17 protein-coding genes are annotated in these 21251 nt (G+C 49.1%); 13 read left to right on the top strand and 4 right to left on the bottom strand.

All coding sequences use genetic code 11. The annotated features are described in order from the left end of the window. Window positions 1-139 precede the first annotated feature (139 nt). From M2277_RS28130 to M2277_RS28120, 3 genes are all read left to right on the top strand, one after another. Entirely contained in the window at window positions 140-1480 is a 1341-nt protein-coding gene (locus tag M2277_RS28130; RefSeq protein WP_063479465.1) for an alpha/beta hydrolase-fold protein, read from the top strand. After that, window positions 1480-2811, top strand: a complete 1332-nt coding sequence (locus M2277_RS28125; RefSeq protein WP_280756187.1) for an alpha/beta hydrolase — start codon at window positions 1480-1482, stop codon at window positions 2809-2811. The genes M2277_RS28130 and M2277_RS28125 overlap by 1 nt, the downstream gene beginning before the upstream one ends. A 157-nt stretch (window positions 2812-2968) precedes the next feature. Continuing rightward, window positions 2969-3904 carry a LacI family DNA-binding transcriptional regulator gene (locus tag M2277_RS28120; protein ID WP_280756186.1) on the top strand — a complete coding sequence of 312 codons (936 nt, stop codon included), beginning with the start codon at window positions 2969-2971 and terminating at the stop codon, window positions 3902-3904. Between the two features lie 134 nt (window positions 3905-4038). On the opposite strand, the gene M2277_RS28115 is transcribed toward M2277_RS28120, so the two are convergent. Beyond that, window positions 4039-4875, bottom strand: a complete 837-nt coding sequence (locus M2277_RS28115) for an AraC family transcriptional regulator (RefSeq protein ID WP_006210827.1) — start codon at window positions 4873-4875, stop codon at window positions 4039-4041. A 196-nt stretch (window positions 4876-5071) separates the two neighbouring features. On the opposite strand from M2277_RS28115, the gene M2277_RS28110 reads away from it, so the two are divergent. Beyond that, entirely contained in the window at window positions 5072-6754 is a 1683-nt protein-coding gene (locus M2277_RS28110; RefSeq protein WP_280756185.1) for a glycoside hydrolase family 2 protein, read from the top strand. 315 nt (window positions 6755-7069) lie between these two features. Here the strand turns inward: M2277_RS28110 and M2277_RS28105 are convergent, their stop codons facing one another. Then, entirely contained in the window at window positions 7070-7528 is a 459-nt protein-coding gene (locus M2277_RS28105; RefSeq protein WP_231888066.1) for an oxidoreductase, read from the bottom strand. A 60-nt stretch (window positions 7529-7588) separates the two neighbouring features. On the opposite strand from M2277_RS28105, the gene M2277_RS28100 reads away from it, so the two are divergent. Next, window positions 7589-8344 (top strand): SDR family NAD(P)-dependent oxidoreductase, encoded by a 756-nt coding sequence (locus M2277_RS28100; protein WP_006210824.1) that lies wholly within the window; start codon window positions 7589-7591, stop codon window positions 8342-8344. Window positions 8345-8443: 99 nt separating this feature from the next. Here the strand turns inward: M2277_RS28100 and M2277_RS28095 are convergent, their stop codons facing one another. Then, a complete protein-coding gene (locus M2277_RS28095) occupies window positions 8444-9052 on the bottom strand; it encodes a TetR/AcrR family transcriptional regulator (RefSeq protein ID WP_036639393.1) in 609 nt (202 codons plus the stop codon). Window positions 9053-9275: 223 nt separating this feature from the next. Between M2277_RS28095 and M2277_RS28090 the strand changes: the two genes are divergently transcribed. The 4 genes from M2277_RS28090 (at window position 9276) to M2277_RS28075 (ending at window position 13574) form a co-directional block, all read left to right on the top strand. Next, window positions 9276-10034 (top strand): SDR family oxidoreductase, encoded by a 759-nt coding sequence (locus tag M2277_RS28090; RefSeq protein ID WP_036639390.1) that lies wholly within the window; start codon window positions 9276-9278, stop codon window positions 10032-10034. A 200-nt stretch (window positions 10035-10234) separates the two neighbouring features. Continuing rightward, window positions 10235-12238, top strand: coding sequence for a Na+/H+ antiporter (locus M2277_RS28085; RefSeq protein WP_063479470.1), 2004 nt, complete (start codon window positions 10235-10237; stop codon window positions 12236-12238). A gap of 126 nt (window positions 12239-12364) precedes the next feature. Further along, entirely contained in the window at window positions 12365-12823 is a 459-nt protein-coding gene (locus tag M2277_RS28080; RefSeq protein ID WP_036639384.1) for an RrF2 family transcriptional regulator, read from the top strand. Window positions 12824-12938: 115 nt separating this feature from the next. Further along, window positions 12939-13574 carry a nitroreductase family protein gene (locus M2277_RS28075; RefSeq protein WP_036639381.1) on the top strand — a complete coding sequence of 212 codons (636 nt, stop codon included), beginning with the start codon at window positions 12939-12941 and terminating at the stop codon, window positions 13572-13574. Window positions 13575-13648: 74 nt separating this feature from the next. On the opposite strand, the gene M2277_RS28070 is transcribed toward M2277_RS28075, so the two are convergent. Beyond that, window positions 13649-14272 (bottom strand): TetR/AcrR family transcriptional regulator, encoded by a 624-nt coding sequence (locus M2277_RS28070; RefSeq protein WP_148247387.1) that lies wholly within the window; start codon window positions 14270-14272, stop codon window positions 13649-13651. A gap of 169 nt (window positions 14273-14441) precedes the next feature. On the opposite strand from M2277_RS28070, the gene M2277_RS28065 reads away from it, so the two are divergent. The 4 genes from M2277_RS28065 (at window position 14442) to M2277_RS28050 (ending at window position 21132) form a co-directional block, all read left to right on the top strand. Next, window positions 14442-16679 (top strand): MMPL family transporter, encoded by a 2238-nt coding sequence (locus tag M2277_RS28065; RefSeq protein ID WP_280756184.1) that lies wholly within the window; start codon window positions 14442-14444, stop codon window positions 16677-16679. A gap of 256 nt (window positions 16680-16935) precedes the next feature. Then, window positions 16936-17418 carry a tetratricopeptide repeat protein gene (locus M2277_RS28060; RefSeq protein ID WP_280756183.1) on the top strand — a complete coding sequence of 161 codons (483 nt, stop codon included), beginning with the start codon at window positions 16936-16938 and terminating at the stop codon, window positions 17416-17418. A gap of 181 nt (window positions 17419-17599) precedes the next feature. Further along, window positions 17600-17845: a hypothetical protein gene (locus tag M2277_RS28055; RefSeq protein ID WP_006210815.1), complete on the top strand. Its 246-nt coding sequence runs from the start codon at window positions 17600-17602 to the stop codon at window positions 17843-17845. Between the two features lie 395 nt (window positions 17846-18240). After that, entirely contained in the window at window positions 18241-21132 is a 2892-nt protein-coding gene (locus M2277_RS28050) for a discoidin domain-containing protein (protein WP_280756211.1), read from the top strand. Window positions 21133-21251: the final 119 nt, after the last annotated feature.

Below are 21251 nucleotides of genomic sequence, written 5' to 3'. Positions count from 1 at the left end.
GTTAAACTTGAGCGGCCATCATAAACGTTATTTTAGTAAGGATTTACACATCATCGATGAGACAAGAAAAAGGACTATATATCACTTTCACTTAATCGATTAAGTTGTAAATATTGAAATGAAAGGTGGAATAGAACGAATGGAATCCCGGATTCTTAGCTTATCTGGTCTTAATGCAAGTCGATTGAACAACGAAAGAGATGCCTGGATCTATTTGCCTCCAAGCTACGATGACTTGCAAAGCCTAAGGTACCCCGTGCTTTACATGCATGTTGGACAGCATGTATTTCAATCCCGCAAGCGATCGGGAGAAACCTGGGGGCTTCGGGAGACGCTGGACGGTTTGATTCGAAACGGTGAGATCCAGGAGATTATAGTGGTTGCGGTTGAACATAAGCAAAACGAGGGAGCGAGTGAGTATTTCCACGATCAATGTGCGTATCCGATTCAAATGCTGGGTGAGCAATATGAATTTTTCCTGATTTACGAGTTGAAGCCGATCATCGATCGAATGTTTCGGACGCTGTCGGACGCTTCCCATACAGCACTGATGGGTTCCTCAGCCGCAGGACTTGCGACTTACAACATCGGTATGCGGAATCCTGATGTATTCGGTTTGCTCGGGATGCTGTCCCCGTTCTTTGTCCATCTGGATGAAGAGACGTTTGTCGAACAGAAGCAGTATCGGCCGCATAAGCCAAATCCCGGTCAAAAGCTATGGCTCGACATCGGTGGAGCCGAAGGTTTCTTCATGCCGATTCACGTTCGTTCGGTGGCGGAAGAACTGTTAAGCAGCGGTTGCGTACAAGGGGAGACGTTGTATTTCTACGAGGAACCTGACGCCGCGCATGCTGAGACCGATTGGGGAAGACGTGCGCAGCTTCCGCTGCGATTCTTTTTTGGCAGGGAGGGCGTCTCCCAACGAGTTGACTTGTTCGGACCTGATACGGTCGGAATGGAGGGGGCTTCCGCAACGCTAAACGCAGTCGTAACGCTGGACAACGGGTTGATGTACACCGACTTAGAAGGAGGCTATACCGTCGATCATCCCGCAATTCTGGAGGTGACGCCTGAAGGAAGGCTGCATCCTAGGAAGCCGGGAGAAACGATAGTTCGATATCAGAACCGCAATTTACAGGCAAGCATGAAAATCGCGGTCGTAGAGAAACTCTCGGCTACCGTCACGGTGGAAGTAGAGGTGAGTGTACCGGACACGACACCTGAGGATGCATCCATTCATGCGGTATTTAAGCTATCGAAGGTCCGAAAGGGTCTCTACAGGGGTACTGCCCGCCTTCCGAGGGGAGTCTGTTTCCGATTCAAGGTTTCACGGGGGTATGAGAAGGAAGAAGCGGATGATCAGAACCGCCCGGTACCGTACCGAAGATTAAACGCTGACAGAGATCAGAAAGTTTCGTATATAGTGGACAATTGGATTGATTTGCCTGCAGGAGAACATACGAAAGGGGAGCTATCGTAATGAGTTGTGCCAGAATCATTACGTTTCAATCGTTCTATTCAACGGTCATGAATAACGTCCGCGACATTCACATTTATTTGCCGCCAAGTTACGACCGCGATACACAGACGCGGTACCCGGTTCTATATGTCCATGACGGGCAGAATGTATTTCATTCTGGCTTTAATGGTCAGTCCTGGCGTCTGGACCATGTGTGCAACCGGCTGATTTCGGAAGGCCGGATGGAGGAGATTATCATTGTTGCCATAGGCAATGCGGGCTTGTCCCGAAACGAGGAATACGCGCATGGAGGCCCATTTGCAGAGCGGTTGCCATATCCATGCCGTGGAGAAGCATACGAACGCTTTTTAATCAGAGAGCTGAAGCCATTCGTAGACCGATCCTTCCGAACGAAACGTGAAAGCCGTGATACGGGACTGATGGGTTCCTCCAGAGGAGGGCTGGTCACGTATCATCTTGGTTTCAATCGACCCGACGTTTTCGGCAAGGTGGCTATGTTGTCGCCCTATTTCTATCAATATCATGAGAGTTCTTTAAGCCATGAACCCATATTCAATCAATATGAGGAGAAAGGACCTATTAAGCTCTGGATCGATACCGGGGGCATGGAGGGGATGACAGTGCAGGCGGACCACGTCCGGGAGATGGCCGCACGCCTCTTGCGTCTAGGCTATCGTTATGGGGAGGAGCTGGCTTTCGGGTATTTTCCGGAAGCAGTACATAACGAAGAGGCTTGGGCGGATCGGGTTCATGGACCGCTGCTATTCTTGTTCGGTCATCTGGGGGAACCAGACGGAGTGGAGCTCGCAGGCAGCCGGGTGGCGGGGATGGAGGGTAAGCCGACCTATGTGCACCCGTTGCTCCGGTACGCAGGAGGCCTGACCATCGTGGACGGAGAAGCCGAACTCGTATTGGATCCAGAAGACAGTGCGCATATCGATGAGCATGGTTTGATCGTACCACGGTCAATAGGTGATTGCTGTGTGCGGTATGAGAAGGGCCGACTCGGCAGCGCCCTCCATCCGTTGACCGTGCTGCCTCATCTGCGGGAGAAGGCGAACGTTGCGATCCGAGTGCGCGTGCCGGCGGATACGCCAGAAGACGCAAGAATTCATGCGGGGATTCCGCTGGTGAAGAAGGGGGTTGGCATTTATGAAGCCGAGGCCGAGCTTCCGTTAAATGCAGGATTCTCTTTTCATATCACCGAGGAATCAGGCCTTATGGAAGCGGATCATGAGGGAAAAGTTTCTGTACAACGACACTTCGTTGTGAATGGTGATTTAAAATTACAATACGAGGTAATCCAATGGACGCGGGGACAGGCTTTCTAATCCTAAGGTGGCACCGCTTGATTGATGTTTACATGAGCATAAACCTTCTCCGCTTCGTTCGTTGACGTACGAATGAGATTCTTTATGATTAACCTAGCAAACACGGCTTCTGATGCGAAAGCCGCCGATTGAGATTGAGTAAAGGATGCTGAAACACATGAAAAAAGTAACTATGAAGGTGATTGCCGAGGAAGCGGGCGTATCGGTGGCGACCGTTTCCTATATTCTGAACAACGTGAATAATCAATCGATCTCTTCCGAAACACGGGAAAGAGTAATGAAAGCTGCCCAAAGGCTCAATTATAAACGAAACTTAACAGCACTGGCGCTGAAAAGCGGCAAGTCGGAGCTGATCGGCGTTCTGTTACCCGATCAGACGGGTGAACCTTACTGGGCACGTTATCGGTATTCACAGGCATTGTATCATCTAGGGAAGCATTTGAACGACGCTGGATACCAGCTGGTCGTTTCCTATATCGACCCGGAATTCTCCAAACTTCCGATTCTGTTGGAGAGGGAGCTGGACGGGGTCTTCATTCTGAATGCTTCTTCCTCCATTTTTCATCGGATCTCCAAGCATTACGGTGTCGGGATTCCCATCATCGGGATCGATACATCGCTTGATGACCCTCTCTTCCATACGGTTGTCCCGGATTTTGAGGCGGGCATCAAGGAAGCTGCAAGGCGACTTGGAGCCGAGCCGCAATTTCTTCTGATCGACCATTATGTCGATCAAGGCATGACGGAGCAGATTAGGGAAATGGCCGGCATGGACGAGAAGCGGATGCATGTTTATTCCAGCGCTTCGGAGCTTGAAAAGTTTCTCGCTCAATACTCAGGTCTACCGGGCGTTGTCATCAATGAATTCTTGTGCGAACAGGCACTCCGTTTTGACACCGCAGGCAGGCTCGCCGCTTTGTGTACAAGCGGTTGCCCAGAACTAATCTCCGGGAGGGCGGAGACTGTTGTTTTTGATGCTGACGCTTACCGGGAAGCGGCCGAAGTTATGATTCAGTACATTGCCCGCCCACAGGATCATTATCCGAACAACCATATTTTACAGAAGATCGTTCATGGGGAGACGCTAGCATAACAAGTGTAAAAAACGGCAGTCGGTTAACATCGGCTGCCGTTTTTCCGTGCTTGATGCTGCAGCTGCACACCATCAACTTTTTAGATATTGCTCTTATAAACGAGTGTGGTGCTAGGGTAGAGAGCGGTTCATTGTCAACATTTGCCCAACACCTGCGCAACACCGTTTCGAAATTCCGTTGGTGCGACTCCTTTCCACTTACGAAAGGCTTTGCTGAAATGAAATTCGTCGCTGTAGCCGCAGGCGTGAGCGATTACGCGCAACGTATGATTTGTATAGGTCAGGTAGCGTTCGGCGTGCTGCATCCGGATGGCGGTCAAATAGTCTTTGGGCGGGAGGTGGATGTGCTTCAGGAATAGTTTTCGCAGATACGACACCGAAATGGCGTGCTCCCGAGCCATCTGCTCGATATGAAGAGGCTCCGCGAAATGATTCTCGATCTCCTTCTTAATGCGAGCGTATCGTTCAAAAGCCTGCTCTTCTTGCACAGGAGCCTGTTCCTGCTGATGCAGCTTTGCGATCAATCGGAGAAGAATGGCGCTGCTCTCCAGCTCACTGTCGGGATTAGTCGGTACCCACGTATGCGTAACGTCCCTGAAAGTAGAATCCAGTTTTAGAGCAATATCCCCATTGAATTTCTTGACGAACGGCAAATCCAGTCGAGGAACAGCTGCCGGCATCTGCCATTGACCCGTGGAAAAATGCACAGCGCAGCATTCAAACAACACCATGCTCATGAGCAGGGGGGATTCGGTAGAGCTTGCCATGCGCATACGCAGCCCAGGCTCCATGTAAAACAGCATACCCGGTTCGACTTGATACGTTTGATCCGTATGAAAAACACCGCTGCCTTCGTGAATCCAATAAAAACTGTGCAGCGTGGTGTTGTTTCGTATGTCCGACCAGTTGGAGGAGGTCATCTTTTGGAAACACCAATTAATTCGCACAACCAAGTCCTGCATCTGATACATAGCAACTCACCTTCTGAAGTCGATTTTTTTGGTAAATTGATTAGAGCGTGGTTCTTTCTTAAGCTTATCCTAACCACGGGTTGAATTCCAATTTTCAAAAGAGCGATTTTGACATGTAAATGCCCTTCTTGGCTATGGTGTTCGGGAAGGGGTTCTTTTATGTTTATTAAAAAGGACGATTAAAAGGAGGCCTACTATGATTCGACTATTCAGCACGCACCAGATTCGTAAGAGCACGGAACTTGAGGGACTTTGGGATTTCACGCCTGCTGCTCATATGGGGGAAAAGGTAGGAGCGTATCGATATCGATTACCGGTACCGGGCTGTTGGGAGATGCATCCCGAATTTGGTAACTACCGGGGGATTGGCGTCTATAGGCAGAAGGTAACCCTTCATCAACGAAGTAATCTCCGCTTGGAATTCAAAGGCGTTAGCCATACGGCTCATGTTTATTTCGATGGCGTAATGAAAGCCTGTCATTATAACGCATATACTGCTTTTGAGTGTGTCATCCCTCAGGTAGAAGCTGGTACTCATGATTTGGTGGTCTACGTTGATAATTCATTTCATGAGGATTCCGCTCTCCATGTACCCAATGATTATTACACCTATGGAGGGATTATACGGCCGGTTGCCGTAGAGGAAATAAGCGATTTATACATTCAAAATGTCATGTTTACACCCGTCAGGCAGGGTCTTGGTTGGCATGGTTCATGGAAAGCGGTCGTCCGAAACATGGGTCAGGTAGAGAGAATGGTATCGATCCGAGGGATACTTGCAGGAATAGACGCGGAGCTGGGCAGGTCCCTGGTGAAGTCGGGAGAAACTGTGGAGATTTCTTCGTGGGTGGCATATCCGGATGTGAAGGAATGGTCATTGGAAAATCCCAACCTCTATGCACTGACAGCCATCCTTACGACAGAGGAAGGCTACGATTGCGATGATTGGCTGGATCGCGTAGGTTTCCGGACGATTACGACGGATAACGGAAAAATCCAGTTGAACGGCAAGGATGTCGTTCTTCAAGGAGTCAATCGGCATGAGGATCATCCCATGGCCGGATCAGCGCTTCCTCTTCATCTGATGGTGAGAGACTTGGAACTTATCACGGATCTGGGATGTAACGCCGTTCGGACGAGCCATTATCCCTACGATGAGCGTTTTCTCGATTTATGTGATGAACGCGGTATTGCGGTGTGGGAAGAGAATCATGCCAGAGGCTTGAGTCTGGAGCAAATGCTGAATCCGAATTTTGGCTGGCAGAGCGAGCAGGTGACACGTGAAATGGTGCAGCAGCATTATAACCATCCGTCCATTCTTATATGGGCCATTCTTAATGAATGTGCAAGTCATACCGAAGAGGGGAGAGCCCATTATGAGAAACAGCTGACGATCATCGGCGAGCTTGATCCAAGCAGGCCCCGTTCCTTCGCTTCCCATCACAGGGATCAAGAGAAGTGTTTTGACTTGGCGGAGATTGTGTCTTTCAATCTTTACCCCGGTTGGTATACCAATGAGAATCCGGGAGAACTGGCGGATCAGGCAAGGCTTTGGGCAGATGCGTTAGGCGGAAAGGGGAAACCCATGATCATAAGCGAGTTCGGGGGGGACGGGTTTTACGGATTCCGCAGTCCGAATCGGGAGAAGGGCTCGGAGGAGAGGCAGGCCGATATTATCGACAGCAATTTAAGGGCTTACCTGGAACGGGATTATATATCCGGCATTTTCATATGGCAATTCAGCGATTGTCGTGTGACGGAAGGCCTTGGCTGGCTGCTGGCCCGTTCATGTACACGTAACAGTAAAGGCATTGTGGATGAATATCGACGTCCCAAGCTGGCCTATGAAACCGTTAAGCGATATTTTCGGGGACGATGATGTTAGGTGAAGCGGCACATTAAAGCGCAACTTCTACCGATGCTATAGGAAAACAGCCTGTCATGGATACGCCAGGGAAAATGTTCAGCACGAGGGGTTTTGAAGGCGTCTGATTATATCGCGTGATGGCCGGGCTGATAGTCGAACATGCGTTGGATGCGGATTTCTATATAAGATTATGGCTGCCCCCAAGATTGCTTCTAATTTTGGGGGACAGCCAGTTGCAGGAGTATACCAAAGCGCACCTCTTGCAGTGAGGAATCCCTCTCGTGCAGGCGTCGCAAGTCCCTCACTAATTCCCTATCGGTAAAACATTTATGCCAGCGCCAACATCTTTTCCCCGTAATTTGCATCTTCCAGCAGCGGTCGGCCAATGGCTATTAAATCCGTCATTTGATCTGCTAGAATGAAATTGGCGAGCGCTTGGGTGCGGATATTGCCCACTGCAATGACGGGGATTTGTACATATTGTTTGATCATGGCAGCATAAGGGGTTTGGTAGCCTTCCGGTGTGGCTAGCGGAGCAGCGGGGACTAGGCCGCCAGAGGATACATGCACCGCATCAAGCTCAGCTTCCAGGTAGGTCAAGGCTAGCGCAACCTCGGCAGGGGTCAAACCGCCATCGGAAAAATCGGAGGCGGATACCCGCAACTGCACCGGGTAGTCGATTCCCACTTCGGCACGGATGGCTCCCAGCACTTCTTGGATGAACCGAAGTCCTCGCCAATAGAGAAACAGGAATAAGATTTCATCCGGGGGATAAGAATAGTTCACGATAGAACTAAGATAGAACTAAGATAGAACTACTTATGAACCTTGTGGAGGATATGAAGCATGAGCAGATTAGCTGGAAAAGTAGCCGTCATTACGGGCGGAGCGGGTGGGATCGGCAAGATTACTGCCGAGAAATTCCTGAAAGAGGGAGCCAAGGTTGTCATTGTAGACCTCATGCAGGATGCCCTCGATAAGGCGAAGAGTGAGCTTGATGGTCATGGCGAGGTTATCGCCATTAAAGCGGATGTTACGAACGCTTCCGAGGTCGAGAGTTATGTGAAGAGGGCCATCGAGCACTTTGGCCGGATTGATGTATTCTTCAACAATGCGGGCATTGAAGGGAAAGTGGCTCCGCTTGTTGATCAGAAAGTAGAGGATTTCGATCAAGTCCTCAGCGTCAATGTTCGCGGCGTGTTTCTGGGGTTGAAATATGTGCTTCCACACCTGATCCAACAAGGCAGCGGCAGTGTAATCAATACTTCATCGGTTGCAGGACTTGACGGCAGCCCTGGCGTAGCTCCCTATATCGCTTCCAAGCATGCGGTCGTCGGTTTGACCAAAACGGCGGCGATTGAGGTAGCGGGATCGAACGTACGGGTAAACTCGATTCATCCATCCCCGGTGAATACCAGAATGATGCGTTCACTAGAAAGCGGCATGAAAGTGGATGAGCACACGCTTGCCAAAACCATTCCGCTCGGGCGTTACGGAGAAACCAGCGATATCGCAAATCTGGTTCTGTTCCTGGCATCTGACGAAAGCACCTTTATTACAGGTGCTCAATATCGGATTGATGGCGGTATGGGAGCTCTTTAACTGGTTTGCAGGATCTAGCACGTTAAAAAACCATCCAATCGTTCGTTAAATCCCTGAACGGTAGATGGTTTTTTTCAGTGGCAGCCCTGCTCCAATATTTCACGGTTTGTCTGTGCGTTTGATTTGGGTTTTTACGCTTCTCGGACGCCAGTTGATCATAAGAATCAGCTGATCTCTCATGTGAGTGACCGGATATTGGAAGCCGCTCTCAATCCAGTGAGACACAAGGCCAATCAAGGCATGCATGTTGTAGATGACCAGAAGCTCATGGTTGAGCTCACCGCTGGGATAGTCCAGATCCTCCATGGCGATATGCTTTAATGCCGAGAACATTTTATCCCGCACAAGCGGTAAAACATCGCTTTTGAACAGGGCGGTATACACATCTGCATTTAGATGGATATGATCGAATATTTTCACTGCATTGGCGGGCAGCTCATCGATATGAAACACATCGACTTCACCATAAGGAGCCCTGTAGGAAGCGACCAGTTCTTCCATTAGCGGGGTGAGAATATCATCCAGCAGAGCTTCTTTGTTGTCATAGTGGGTGTAGAAGGTTCCACGATTATAATTGGCCAGCTCAACAATCTCCGTGATGGAAATGCTGGAGAAGCTTTTCTGGGACAGCAGGGATAGCAGCGCTTGTTTCAATGCTTCTTTACTGCGGATGATCCGCCGATCCGTCATGTTTTTCGAGGTTTGCATAGATTCGACTCCTTTCGGTTAAATATAAAACGAATTTAAATATATAAAAAATAAACAATTCCATTCTTTTTGTTCATTATCGCACAGTTTCGCTTTTTTTAATGATTGTGAGTTATATCATACTATAGTTATACTAGAATTGACATATGTCGTACATTGAACAGTTGTTGAATGATGTTCGTCATTTCCATCGATTTCACAACCACTAATGGAGGTATGAAACATGAGATTATCTGGTAAAGTTGCAATTGTTACAGGTGCTGCTTCCGGTATGGGAAAAGCAATAGCTGAACTGTTTGCTGCCGAAGGGGCAAAGGTTGTTGTGTCTGACCTCCGTCTGGAAACGGCACAAGTTGTTGTTGACGGCATTGTAGCCAAGGGAGGCACAGCTCTTGCTCAGGCAGCAAATGTTGCCAAGGAGGAAGAGGTACAGCAATTGGTTGACGCTACCGTGAATGAATATGGAACACTGGATATCTTGATCAACAATGCGGGAATTATGGACAACTTTGTTCCGGCCGCGGATGTGACCGATGAATTGTGGGACCGCGTATTTGCCATCAATACAACCGGACCGATGAGAACCATCCGAAAATCGTTGCCGATTTTCCTGGAGAAGAATAGCGGAGTTATCGTGAACATCGCATCGGCTGGCGGACTTATGGGTTCCAGAGCCGGTGCAGCCTATACAGCCGCTAAACATGCTGTTGTCGGCTTGACCAAGAATGTTGGATTCCAGTACGCCACGAAGGGCATTCGCTGTAACGCGGTTGCTCCAGGCGGGGTTAGCACGAATATCAACACAACCATCAACGATCCGAATCCGTTCGGCATGGAAAGAGCAATGGCCGGCATGAACTTGAATCCCCGGGCAGGCGAACCGGAAGAGATTGCAAAAGTTGTATTGTTCCTCGCATCGGATGAAGCCAGCTTTGTAAATGGTACTGTCGTGACCGCCGACGCAGGCTGGACAGCCTATTAATAAATTATTGTTCCCCACGGGCTTTCTAAAGGATAACTCCTTTAGGGAGCCCTGTTTATTTTTTATCTAATGCGACGGATGTAACTAAACTTATCATCGGATAAATAAACCGCTATTCTTCTACGCAACCTATTGATGAGTTCATGGCTGTACATGATGAAGATACATAGAGATTCCAAATAGAGAGGAGCAGGCGGACTATGGAAATATTTCTGATGGTGCTAACATTTCTGGTCCTGGTCGGCATTTCCAACATCATTCATCGTTTTCTGCCATTCATCCCCGTTCCGCTGATCCAGATTGCACTGGGTATCGTTGCCGCCTATATCCGCGGATTTCATCATGTTCCGTTAAATCCGGAATTGTTCATGGTGCTGTTTATCGCACCGCTCTTGTTCAACGATGGTAAGCTTACACCGCGTGACGAGTTATGGAAGCTGCGATCCTATATCCTGCTGCTTGCTCTTGGGCTTGTGTTTGCTACCGTCCTGATTGCGGGGCCTTTCATTCACTGGCTTATTCCTGCCATACCGTTATCGGCAGCCTTTGCGCTGGCCGCGATACTTTCTCCTACCGACGCGGTTGCGGTGGGCTCCTTATCGGGAAGAGTCAAGCTGCCTGGGAAAATCATGCATTTGCTTGAAGGCGAAGCGCTTATGAATGATGCATCCGGACTTGTTGCGTTCAATTTTGCCATCGCAGCTACGGTAACGGGGTACTTCTCCTTAACCAATGCGATCGGCAGCTTCTTTGTCATTGCGGTTGGAGGAATCGTGGTTGGCGCTCTGTTAGGATTTCTTGTGATATGGTTCAGAATGCTGCTGCGTCGTCTTGGTATGGAGGACGTTACGCTGCATATGCTGATTATCATACTGACACCCTTCATCATTTACCTGATCGCAGAGGAATTCCATGTATCCGGAATCCTGGCTGTTGTTGCAGCGGGTGTCACCCATGCGGTGGAGAGGGATCGCATGCGATCGGCATCCATTAAGCTCCGCGTCGTATCGGACAGCACCTGGTCCGTCATTCTCTATACGCTAAACGGGTTGGTGTTTATCCTGCTGGGGCATGAAATTCCGGGAGTTATTAATCAGATATGGAGTGACCCGGCCTATAACAACGGACAAGTGGTCGGCTACATTGTACTGATAACGGCGGTGCTGATCCTGCTGCGTTTCGGTTGGGTGTGGGCTTCAACGAACCGGCAGTTTAAAACTTCTCTGTTGACAGCCCTGTCGGGAGTTCGAGGTGCCTTGACATTGGCGGCGGCTTTCTCCATTCCCTTGACACTTGCGGATCACAGCCCTTTTCCAGAGCGGAGTTTAATGCTGTTTATCTGTGCCGGTGTCATTCTGTTAACTTTGATTATCGCCAGTGTTCTGCTGCCGCTGCTTACCCGTGAGAAGAATACCGAGACGGTTTCAACAAAAGATCATGAGCGTGAAGCGCGGATGCATATGCTGCAAGCGGGTCTTCGGGCTGTGCGGGAAGAAATGACGGATGAGAACAAAGAGCAGGCCCTTCAGCTCATCTACGTATATACCAAGCGTCTTCAGCAATCTCAAATTTCGGATAAGGCCGACATGCGGGAGTTTTGGGAAGCTGCGATTACGATTCGGCAGAAGGCGCTGGAAGCAGAACGTAACGTTGCGGAGGTTTGGCTTAAGGAAAAAAGAGTATCCCTTGACATAGCGGAGCTATTCCAATCTTCGCTCAACAGGGTAGAAATGCTGCTTAGCAGCCGTTATAAGTTTAAACTTCTGTTGAAAGCATCATGGCGGCATCTGAGAGGTCTGCTGCAAAAACCGGAGCATAAAGAGACCCCCATGTCTCCCGGTCATCCGGATTGGGAGATGTATAAAGATCTGAAGCTGGAGGCGATCCGCGCAGCGATACATGAGATCGAAGCCATGCAGCCTATAGAGAACCTGGAAATTGCCCATGCCGTTATCGCAGATTATCGCGCGATGGAGCATCACATCGAGAACGATCGAATATGGAGCCGAATGGAACCCGAGCTGAGCAGCGAGCGCAGAGAGCTTGAGCTTAAAGCAATTCAAGCGGAGCGTAACGAGATTCAGCGAATGTTTGAACAGGGAGAGGTGGATCGTGCGCTGGCAAACCATCTGAGGATGGATGTAAATTATCGCGAGGCGAACTTATTCGAGTCTCAAGAACTGGTTGAGAACGAGGGTCATTAAGGGAGAGCCCTCGTTCTGCTTGATGGAGTGACAGGTTTACGTTACAATAATGAGAAGCATGGGGTCAGCATCTTTTGCTGCCCACTTGCCATCAGGAACAGTTAATTCTTAACGAGGGGGAGGAACATGAGCATCCATAAAGAAGCGGCCTCCAAGAAACCTGCAACGGCCTGCCCGTCCACCTTCAAAACATTCAGTCTCGCAGTACAAGCATTGGTAGCTCTCGAACGTCACTCCGGCAAATGCTCAAGCGGTGATATTGCTTCGTATTTGCACTTGGAATCCACCTTGATTCGTCGTATTCTGAAAACACTCGCCCATGCTGATATGATTGAGTCGCGTGAAGGCAGGGACGGCGGTTACCGCCTGAAGAAGAATGCCAGCGATATCACACTGGCTGAAGTATATTCGATACTCCAGGTTCATAACTCCATAAGCGACGGCATGCTGGATGCCACGACCGGGCATTGCTTTGCAGCGGAAATCAGGGAGTCCTTTGCCGGAATTTTATCCGAGATTGAGGAAAGCACGCTGAAAATATTGGAATCCCGTACCATTGCCGACATGGTAGAACAGACGATATAAAATGTGTTGACAACGAATTTATGTCTGCTATATACTGTGCATTAAACAACACAGTTAACTCGCGATATAAACTGTGCAGAAAAATGCACAATATAAAATGTGGAGGGAATAAACCATGTCTACTGTAACCAAACCTGATTTCCAAACTGTAATTCAGGAACGTCATTCTGTTCGTCAATACGATCCGTCGGTGAAAATTCCGAGAGAAGAGATGGAAGCGATTCTGAAGGATGCTACATTGGCACCTTCTTCAAGCAACCTGCAGCCTTGGCGCTTTCTGGTGATTGATGATGCTGAGCTGTTGAAGAAGCTGCACCCGATTGCCAACAATCAGGAGCATGTACTTCAAGCGTCCGCAGTCATTGCTGTTTTGGGAGACTTGAAATGGTATGAGAAGGGCGAGAAAATCTATTCAATGTCTGAAGAAGCAGGTTATATGACCGAAGAGGTGAAGCAGCGCTTTATCTATGCAGCGGAGAATATCTACGCCGGTATGGATAATGACGTGAAAGAAAGCATTATCGACGTGGATGCGGGACTGATCTCCATGCAGCTAATGCTGAGTGCACGCTCCAGAGGGTATGACACCGTGCCGATGGGCGGATATAACAAAGTCAAATTTGTGGAAGAGTTCCATATTCCTTCCCACTACCGCAGTGTGATGTTGATTGCAATCGGAAAAGCAGCCGCTCCGGGACGGCAGACGGTAAGACTACCGCTCGAAGACGTTGCTTTCTGGAATGAAATATAAATCGTTATACAAAAAAGAAGGGGATCATCATGATGATCTCCTTCTTTTTTGTATATGGCCTGAAAAGTGAAGAATCAATGGGAAAGTTCCACGGCTCCATGCATGAACAGATCCACAATCTCAATAGCCATCTCACGGGGGCCAGCATAACCACTGCGGGTATCTTCGCGATTACCGAGCATCAGCATAGCTGAGAAAGCCTGCGCCATCAGCATTGTGTTGCCTTTCCGAAGTTCGCCGGCGAGCATCGCTTGATTGAAGCGCTCAGAGAGAACCTCATGAATACGCTGTTCTGCTTCACGGATCGCAGCCATTTGCTCCTTGGATAAGAAGGGTTCTGCTTCCCGCATCATGGTCTCCATCTCAGCGTGGGGCTTTGCAATCTTCGCTTCAGCCACCCGGATTAATCCGGATTCCAGGGTATCCGCTTCATCCAGGAACCTGCGTGTTGAAGCATATGCTTTATTAAGGATCGTGGTTACCGCTATTTTAAACAGCTCAGGTTTACTTGTGAAATGATAATAGATGGAAGCCTTGGTCACTTGGCAAGCCTTCGCGATTTGTTGCAAGGATACGGACTCGTACCCGTTCTCCATAAATAGCTTGGAGGCAGTCCAAAGAATAGTATCCTGGACTGGCGCCTGATCGGCAGCAGCTTTGGGACGTCCGGGATTTCGGGGGTTGCGTATTTTTGTCATGATGACCTCCTGTCTATAGTGTAAGACATGCGGAGTGCTTTTTCAAAATAAATATTGATAATTAACCTTCCGGTATATATAATTAATTTTGCGCTGTTATGTTCCCAGATTTATTAAGAGAGAATCATGATATGTATGAGGAATAACACCGATTGGAGAGGATCTACATATGCACGGAACAGGACCGAGCTATGGGAAATGGGTTGCTGGAAAGAGAAGCAAATGGGTCACGCTCTTGGTATGGGTGCTCATCGCATTGGCTTTGAATTTGTTATGGCCTGCTGTAGGAGATAAAGAGGAAAACCATGCAGCCAATCTGAAGGAGACTGTCCCTTCCGTAATGGCAGAGGCGATTGCAGATCAAGAATTTCCCAGCAATGGGGGAATTCCGGCGTTAATCGTATGGCACAAGGAGAATGGCTTGAATGAAGGCGATCTGGCCCAGCTCCAAGAACTGACAGCGAGTCTTGAGTCAGACCCGCTGCCTTATCAGAGGTTCGTTGTTCCCTTTCATAAACTTCCGCCGCAAGCGTTGACCGCGCAGCTGTCAGAGGATCAGAGCACACTGGTAATGCCGGTGTTGTTTGATGAGGATCAGGAAACGGATCAGCTCAAGGAAGGGACGGGAGAGCTCGAGCTCCGGACGGAACAGCTGCTTGGCAGCAATCCGTTTCAGGCACCTATTCAGAGCGGGGACGGAATCAGTGCACGAATAACAGGGCCTGTTGGAATCTCCATCGATGCAACGGGATTGTTTGCAGACGCAGACGTGTCACTGATGATCGCTACCGTGCTGCTGGTTCTTATATTACTGCTGCTCATTTACCGTTCACCAATACTCGCCTTGATCCCGCTGGTCGCAGTTGGTTTTGCTTATATGGTAACAAGCCCGATCCTCGGCTTTATGGCCGATCAAGGAGTGATAACAGTGGATTCCCAATCCATTGCGATTATGACGGTGCTGCTCTTTGGGGCGGGGACGGATTACTGCCTGTTCCTGATCTCACGCTTCCGTCAGCTGTTATGGCATGAACCTGATAAACGCAAAGCCTTGTTCCAGGCAATTACAAGTTCATCGGGCGCCATTGCCATGAGCGGCTTCACGGTGGTGCTCTCGCTGTTTGCACTTCTTCTGGCCCAGTACGGGGCCTATCAGCGTTTTGCCGTACCCTTCAGCTTATCGATTCTAATTATGTTCATAGCCAGTCTGACATTGGTTCCGGCATTATTGGCCATTTTCGGCAGAGGATCGTTTTATCCGTTCATCCCGAGAACCCCGGAGATGCAAGCCGAACACGCTCAGAAAAAAGGAAAACCCGTCAAAGCTCCGCATAAAGAGAAGGAGAGCTGGATCGGTCGCGTGGTGACAACGAAACCATGGACCGTTGTTTTGGTTGCATTGGTATTACTTGGCGGGCTTGCGACATTCTCATCCCATATCAAGTTTACCTATGATCTGCTCTCGTCTTTCCCGGAAGATGTTCCTTCGCGTGAGGGCTTCGCCATCATGGGGGAACAATTCTCGGAAGGAGAGCTTGCACCCGTTCGATTGATGGTTAACAGCAGCGGGCAAACTTTGGATTTGGGGGAACGGCTGCAGTCACTCGAATACGTGGATCGGGTGTCGGAACCGCAGAACGGTGCGGAGAATAACAACATTATCGGTTATGACATTGAGCTTGCCATGAATCCATACTCTATGGAAGCGATGCAGCATATTCCGGATTTGCGTGAAGTCGCAGAAGCTTCTCTTCGGGAGGCAGGCGTTTCAAACCCCGGTGAAGCGGTGTGGATTAGTGGTCAAACGGCTACGCAGTATGACACGGAAATTGCGGGAGAACATGATGCCAAATTGATTATTCCGGTTGTCATTGGACTGATCACATTGCTGCTGCTGGTCTACTTGAGATCCGTTGTTGCGACTGTGTATCTGATAGCCACCGTAATTTTATCGTACTTCTCGGCACTGGGCCTTGGCTGGATCATTATTCACTACGGCCTCGGAGCGGAAGCCATCCAGGGAGCGATACCGCTGTACTCCTTCGTATTCCTGGTTGCTCTGGGGGAGGATTACAACATATTTATGATCTCAAGCATATGGCAAAAGAGGAAGCAGATGCCGCTGAAGCAAGCGATTAAGGAAGGCGTTGGCGAGACCAGCTCGGTGATTACATCAGCCGGATTAATCCTGGCAGGAACGTTTGCCGTATTGGCAACTCTTCCGATTCAGGTATTGGTGCAGTTTGGGATTATCACGGCAATCGGAGTCATGCTGGATACGTTTATCGTCAGACCATTCCTGGTGCCTGCAATAACAACGCTATTGGGCAAGTGGGCGTTCTGGCCAAGTAAATCTCACATGGCAACAGAAGAGAAACAACCACTGCAAGTCGAGAACAACGCATAAGTTAGATGCAGCGCATCGCATAGGAATGCAACTTCTGTCTGGTCAAGTAGAAGCGAAGGGATTAGCCGTTAGTAATCGAACAGATTTGTGTCGTGATGATTAGACAAATACAACATTTCAGTAGGCAGCCGCCAATATTTCTTAGGATGGACTAGGGAATCGAGGGTGGCTGTCTTCTGTTTTGACTTGTACGGAGGAGCGCTGGTAAGATAAGGAAGAGAATGTTTTGAAAAAGGAATCGAGAGGGATGTGACCTATGTCGACGATACAAACGGCAATCGAGCTTCGGTCAGCAGGCAAGCCGGAGGAAGCCAAGCAAATTCTTCTGGGTCTGTTGGAGCAATCGCCCGAAGATCCCGACATTCTGTATCAACTGGCCTGGGTACATGATCTAATGGGGCTCGAAGGTGAAGCAGTACCTTATTATGAGAAGGCGATTTCGTCCGGGTTGAAAGATCCCGAGCGGCGCGGCGCTTTGCTTGGTCTTGGAAGTACTTACCGTACACTAGGCTTGTACAATAAATCCAAGGAGATTTTTGAACGGGGAAGGATGGATTACCCTCAGGCGAGGGAGTTTAACGTATTTTATGCCATGACATTGCATAATCTCGGTCAATACGATAAAGCGATGGAGTTTCTGCTGAAGGAGCTTGGCGAAACGAGCAGCGATGAGGGAATCCATCGTTACCAGAGAGCTATTGTCTTCTATTCCGACAAACTAAATCAAGTTTGGGAATAAATTTTTGCAAAAGAAACATAAATTATATTATGTAAACTAATTGTTTGGGTGGGTTGGTTTGACGGATAAATCATCATTGCCGTCTTTAAAATTAATTTGTTTTTAGGTTGTCTTCATCTCTCGCTAAGGTTCGGACCTTATACTAAGTATGTCACTAAGAGTGATGGAAGGAGCAACGCAGATGAACAAGAAGAATAAAATGAATATGTGGTCTATTGGGCTGGGAAGTGCTTTCCTGATGATGATGCTTGCCAGCAATGATCATGTCCAGGACGGACAAGCCCAATCCGGCATGGCTTCAAGCGCAGTCAGACCCAACGTGGCCATTCAATCCGTGAATAAGAATTCGACAGCCCAATCGCATGAAGACCAACAGATTACAACAGAAATGATTGATCAATTCTTAAAAATCGTAGCAGAGACATAAGTAAGTTCGCCTTGCGTCCCAATACGTAACCTTTATGAAGACCAGTCCCGATGTAAGGGGCTGGTCTTTTTGACACGTTGCTGTGCAGTTCCGGATCATGATCATAAAAATAATACCTCACATCTAAAATTCAATACATTCCATAAAATGTTATTTGGCCCGATAATTGTTTCAAATGCACTGGGGGGACATTCTCATGGACGACGTAGAGAAATACGTAAACAATGAGTGTCTGGTGGAAGTACCTCAGAGAAAGAAGGTGAAACGAACGCCCGTTATGCAAGCGCTTACCTTGGAGAGGAGCCTGTGATTAAGAATATAACAGCTAGCTGTTAAAGACACCGTGGGAATCAGGAATATTTTAAGGACAAACAAGGAGGTAGCAAATCTTGAACATGAAACGGTTCGTTTCATCGATATCCATTCTGGCTATCGTACTCGGTTTATATTCAGTGAACCCCGCCGCCACGGAAGCGGCAGATGTCGAAGTAACCGCTGCGAATTCAAGTATTTTTGGACCGAATGTATATGTATTTGATCCTTCAACTCCTGTCGCCGAAATAAACAATATCACAAACACCGTGTTCAGTCAGATGGAATCGAATGAGTTCAGCAGCAACCGGTACGCTTTCCTGTTTAAGCCGGGATCGTATAACGTTAATTTTAATGTCGGATTTTATACGCATGTAGCCGGTTTGGGACAGAATCCATCGGACGTTAATATTACCGGGGGATTGAATGTCAATGCGGACTGGGACAACGGGAATGCAACGCGTAACTTCTGGCGTGCCATCGAGAATCTGAGTATTACTCCATCCAGCGGCAAAACGCAAATTGCGGTCTCTCAGGCAGCTCCCCTGCGGCGTCTCCATATTAAGGGCGAGCTGGATCTGTTTGATTTTGATAACAATTGGAATGCAGGCTGGGCCAGCGGGGGATTCTTGGCAGATTCCATGGTTGACGGCATTGTGGTACCCGCCTCCCAGCAGCAATGGTTCTCGCGGAACAGTCAGTGGGCCAACTGGAACAATGGAGTCTGGAATATGGTGTTCGTGGGCAGCAACAATACACCGACCGGGCAATTTCCTGATCCTCCGTATACCGTGGTTGACAGAACGCCGGTAATTCGCGAGAAACCATACCTCTACGTTAATCAGGCCGGACAGTATCAGGTGTTTGTTCCCTCGCTTCAAACTAACAGCAAAGGGGTCAGCTGGGCGAATGGTTCGACACCGGGCCAATCGATATCCATCGATCAATTCTATATTGCGCAGCCTGGAACAGCAACAGCAGCCAGCATTAACAGTGCGCTAAGCCAAGGCAAACATCTGCTGTTTACACCGGGAAATTATCATCTGAACGATACGATTCGGGTCAATAACCCGAACACGGTTGTACTGGGGATTGGACTCCCTACGCTCATCCCGGACAATGGAAAAGCGGCGATGTCGGTTGCGGACGTGGACGGTGTAAAAATAGCGGGTCTGGTCCTTGATGCAGGGCCTCAGGAATCTCCCGTCATGCTCGAAATTGGCCCGAATGGAAGCTCGGGATTGCATGCTGCTAATCCGACATCGCTCCATGATATTACAGTAAGAACCGGAGGAGCCACTAGCGGGAAATACGATAAAGGCATTGTCATCAACAGCCACAACGTGATTGGCGATCACTTCTGGATCTGGCGCGCAGACCACGGTGCCGGGGCAGCCTGGAACACCAATGTGTCCAAGAATGGTCTTGTCGTTAACGGCAACAACGTGACGTTGTACGGACTGTTTAACGAACACCATAACGAATATCAGACGGTATGGAACGGAAACGGGGGTCGACTATATTTCTATCAGTCGGAAATCCCTTACGATGTTCCTAACCAACCCTCTTGGATGAGCAAGAACGGAAGCGTTAACGGGTTTGCCTCGTATAAGGTGGCTGATCACGTCACCAGCCATGAAGCGTGGGGGCTTGGCGTGTACTCGTATTTCAGAGACGCCGCTGTGAAACTTCAAAGCGCCATTGAAGTGCCGGATGTGCCCGGCGTCAAAATTCACCATGCCACCACCATCTGGCTTAACGGAGTACCAGGCAGTGAAATCACGCATGTCATTAATAATACAGGCGGAAAAGTGTATGCGAACTCGCCTGCTGAAGCCATGCGGCAAACGGTAGTCGAATACGCTGGCAGCGGTTCCGGTGATACAACAGCGCCAACGGTACCCGGGAACTTAGCGGCAGCGGCTGTCAGCAGCAGCCAAATCAATCTGAGCTGGACCGCTGCGACGGATAATATGGGTGTAACCGGGTATGACATTTACCGTAATGGAGTCCTGGTTGGCAGCGCAGCACAAACCTCTTACGCCGATTACGGATTAGCTGCCGCAACGACATATCAATATGCTGTAAGGGCTAAGGACGCAGCAGGCAATCTATCGGATTACAGCAGCACGGTAACAGCCGTAACGGCTCCAGACAGTGGCGGTGGCAGCTTGCCGCTGAACCGAAGCGGCTGGACCGTCATCTCCTCTCCAACGAGCGGGGATGTGCCTGAGTATATGCTCGATGGCAATATGTCGACACGCTGGAGCACTGGAGCCGCGATGGCACCTGGACAATACATTGTCATGGATATGAAGGCCGCAAAAAGCTTTGGCAAAATCGTGATGGATTCCACGGGCAGCAATGAGGATTATGCCCGTGGGTATGAAGTCTATGTATCCAATGACGGCACGAATTGGGGCAATGCGGTTTCCAGCGGCAGCGGAAACGGACCTGTGATTACGGTGAATTTTGCGAATCAAAATGCACGGTATATTAAGATAGTACAGACCGGTACGGCCTCCAGCTGGTGGTCGATTACCGAGTTGAATGTGTACGGTTCGGAGAATACGGGGGGAGGCGCTGCGCTTGACCGTACCACTTGGACCGCAGCGTCCACACCTTCCAGTGGAGATATACCAGCCAACCTCCTGGATGGCAATATGTCGACACGCTGGAGCACGGGTGCAGCCATGGCGCCGGGCCAATACTTTGTCGTTGATATGAAAAGCGCGAAGAGCTTTAGCAAGATTGTGATGGATTCCACGGGCAGCAATGAGGATTATGCCCGTGGGTATGAAGTCTATGTATCCAATGACGGCACGAATTGGGGCAATGCGGTTTCCAGCGGCAGCGGAAACGGACCTGTGATTACGGTGAATTTTGCGAGTCAAAATGCACGCTACATCAAAGTTGTACAGACGGGCACCGCATCAAACTGGTGGTCGGTTCGCGAGTTCAATGTATTCCAATAGCAATTAAAGCGTCAGCAGTCCTGGTTCGGGACTGACCCCCGTTTGTGAGACAGGGATCAAAACACCTTGCAAGTTTAAGCAGCCAGTTGGCGGAAATGAACCGGCGACTGGTTGTTTAG

It is taken from the genome of Paenibacillus sp. LBL (assembly GCF_029893715.1).
Classification (GTDB): domain Bacteria; phylum Bacillota; class Bacilli; order Paenibacillales; family Paenibacillaceae; genus Paenibacillus_AQ; species Paenibacillus_AQ glucanolyticus.
Note: the sequence above shows the minus strand (reverse complement) of the source record. Positions and strands in the feature narration are given on the sequence as shown.

Coding starts and splice junctions, on each gene's coding strand:
- M2277_RS28110 (WP_280756185.1), top strand. CDS start 5,072: ATGATTCGACTATTCAGCACGCACCAGATTCGTAAGAGCACGGAACTT.
- M2277_RS28100 (WP_006210824.1), top strand. CDS start 7,589: ATGAGCAGATTAGCTGGAAAAGTAGCCGTCATTACGGGCGGAGCGGGT.
- M2277_RS28060 (WP_280756183.1), top strand. CDS start 16,936: ATGTCGACGATACAAACGGCAATCGAGCTTCGGTCAGCAGGCAAGCCG.
- M2277_RS28075 (WP_036639381.1), top strand. CDS start 12,939: ATGTCTACTGTAACCAAACCTGATTTCCAAACTGTAATTCAGGAACGT.
- M2277_RS28050 (WP_280756211.1), top strand. CDS start 18,241: ATGAAACGGTTCGTTTCATCGATATCCATTCTGGCTATCGTACTCGGT.
- M2277_RS28090 (WP_036639390.1), top strand. CDS start 9,276: ATGAGATTATCTGGTAAAGTTGCAATTGTTACAGGTGCTGCTTCCGGT.
- M2277_RS28065 (WP_280756184.1), top strand. CDS start 14,442: ATGCACGGAACAGGACCGAGCTATGGGAAATGGGTTGCTGGAAAGAGA.
- M2277_RS28070 (WP_148247387.1), bottom strand. CDS start 14,272: ATGACAAAAATACGCAACCCCCGAAATCCCGGACGTCCCAAAGCTGCT.
- M2277_RS28085 (WP_063479470.1), top strand. CDS start 10,235: ATGGAAATATTTCTGATGGTGCTAACATTTCTGGTCCTGGTCGGCATT.
- M2277_RS28130 (WP_063479465.1), top strand. CDS start 140: ATGGAATCCCGGATTCTTAGCTTATCTGGTCTTAATGCAAGTCGATTG.
- M2277_RS28125 (WP_280756187.1), top strand. CDS start 1,480: ATGAGTTGTGCCAGAATCATTACGTTTCAATCGTTCTATTCAACGGTC.
- M2277_RS28080 (WP_036639384.1), top strand. CDS start 12,365: ATGAGCATCCATAAAGAAGCGGCCTCCAAGAAACCTGCAACGGCCTGC.
- M2277_RS28055 (WP_006210815.1), top strand. CDS start 17,600: ATGAACAAGAAGAATAAAATGAATATGTGGTCTATTGGGCTGGGAAGT.
- M2277_RS28095 (WP_036639393.1), bottom strand. CDS start 9,052: ATGCAAACCTCGAAAAACATGACGGATCGGCGGATCATCCGCAGTAAA.
- M2277_RS28120 (WP_280756186.1), top strand. CDS start 2,969: ATGAAAAAAGTAACTATGAAGGTGATTGCCGAGGAAGCGGGCGTATCG.
- M2277_RS28115 (WP_006210827.1), bottom strand. CDS start 4,875: ATGTATCAGATGCAGGACTTGGTTGTGCGAATTAATTGGTGTTTCCAA.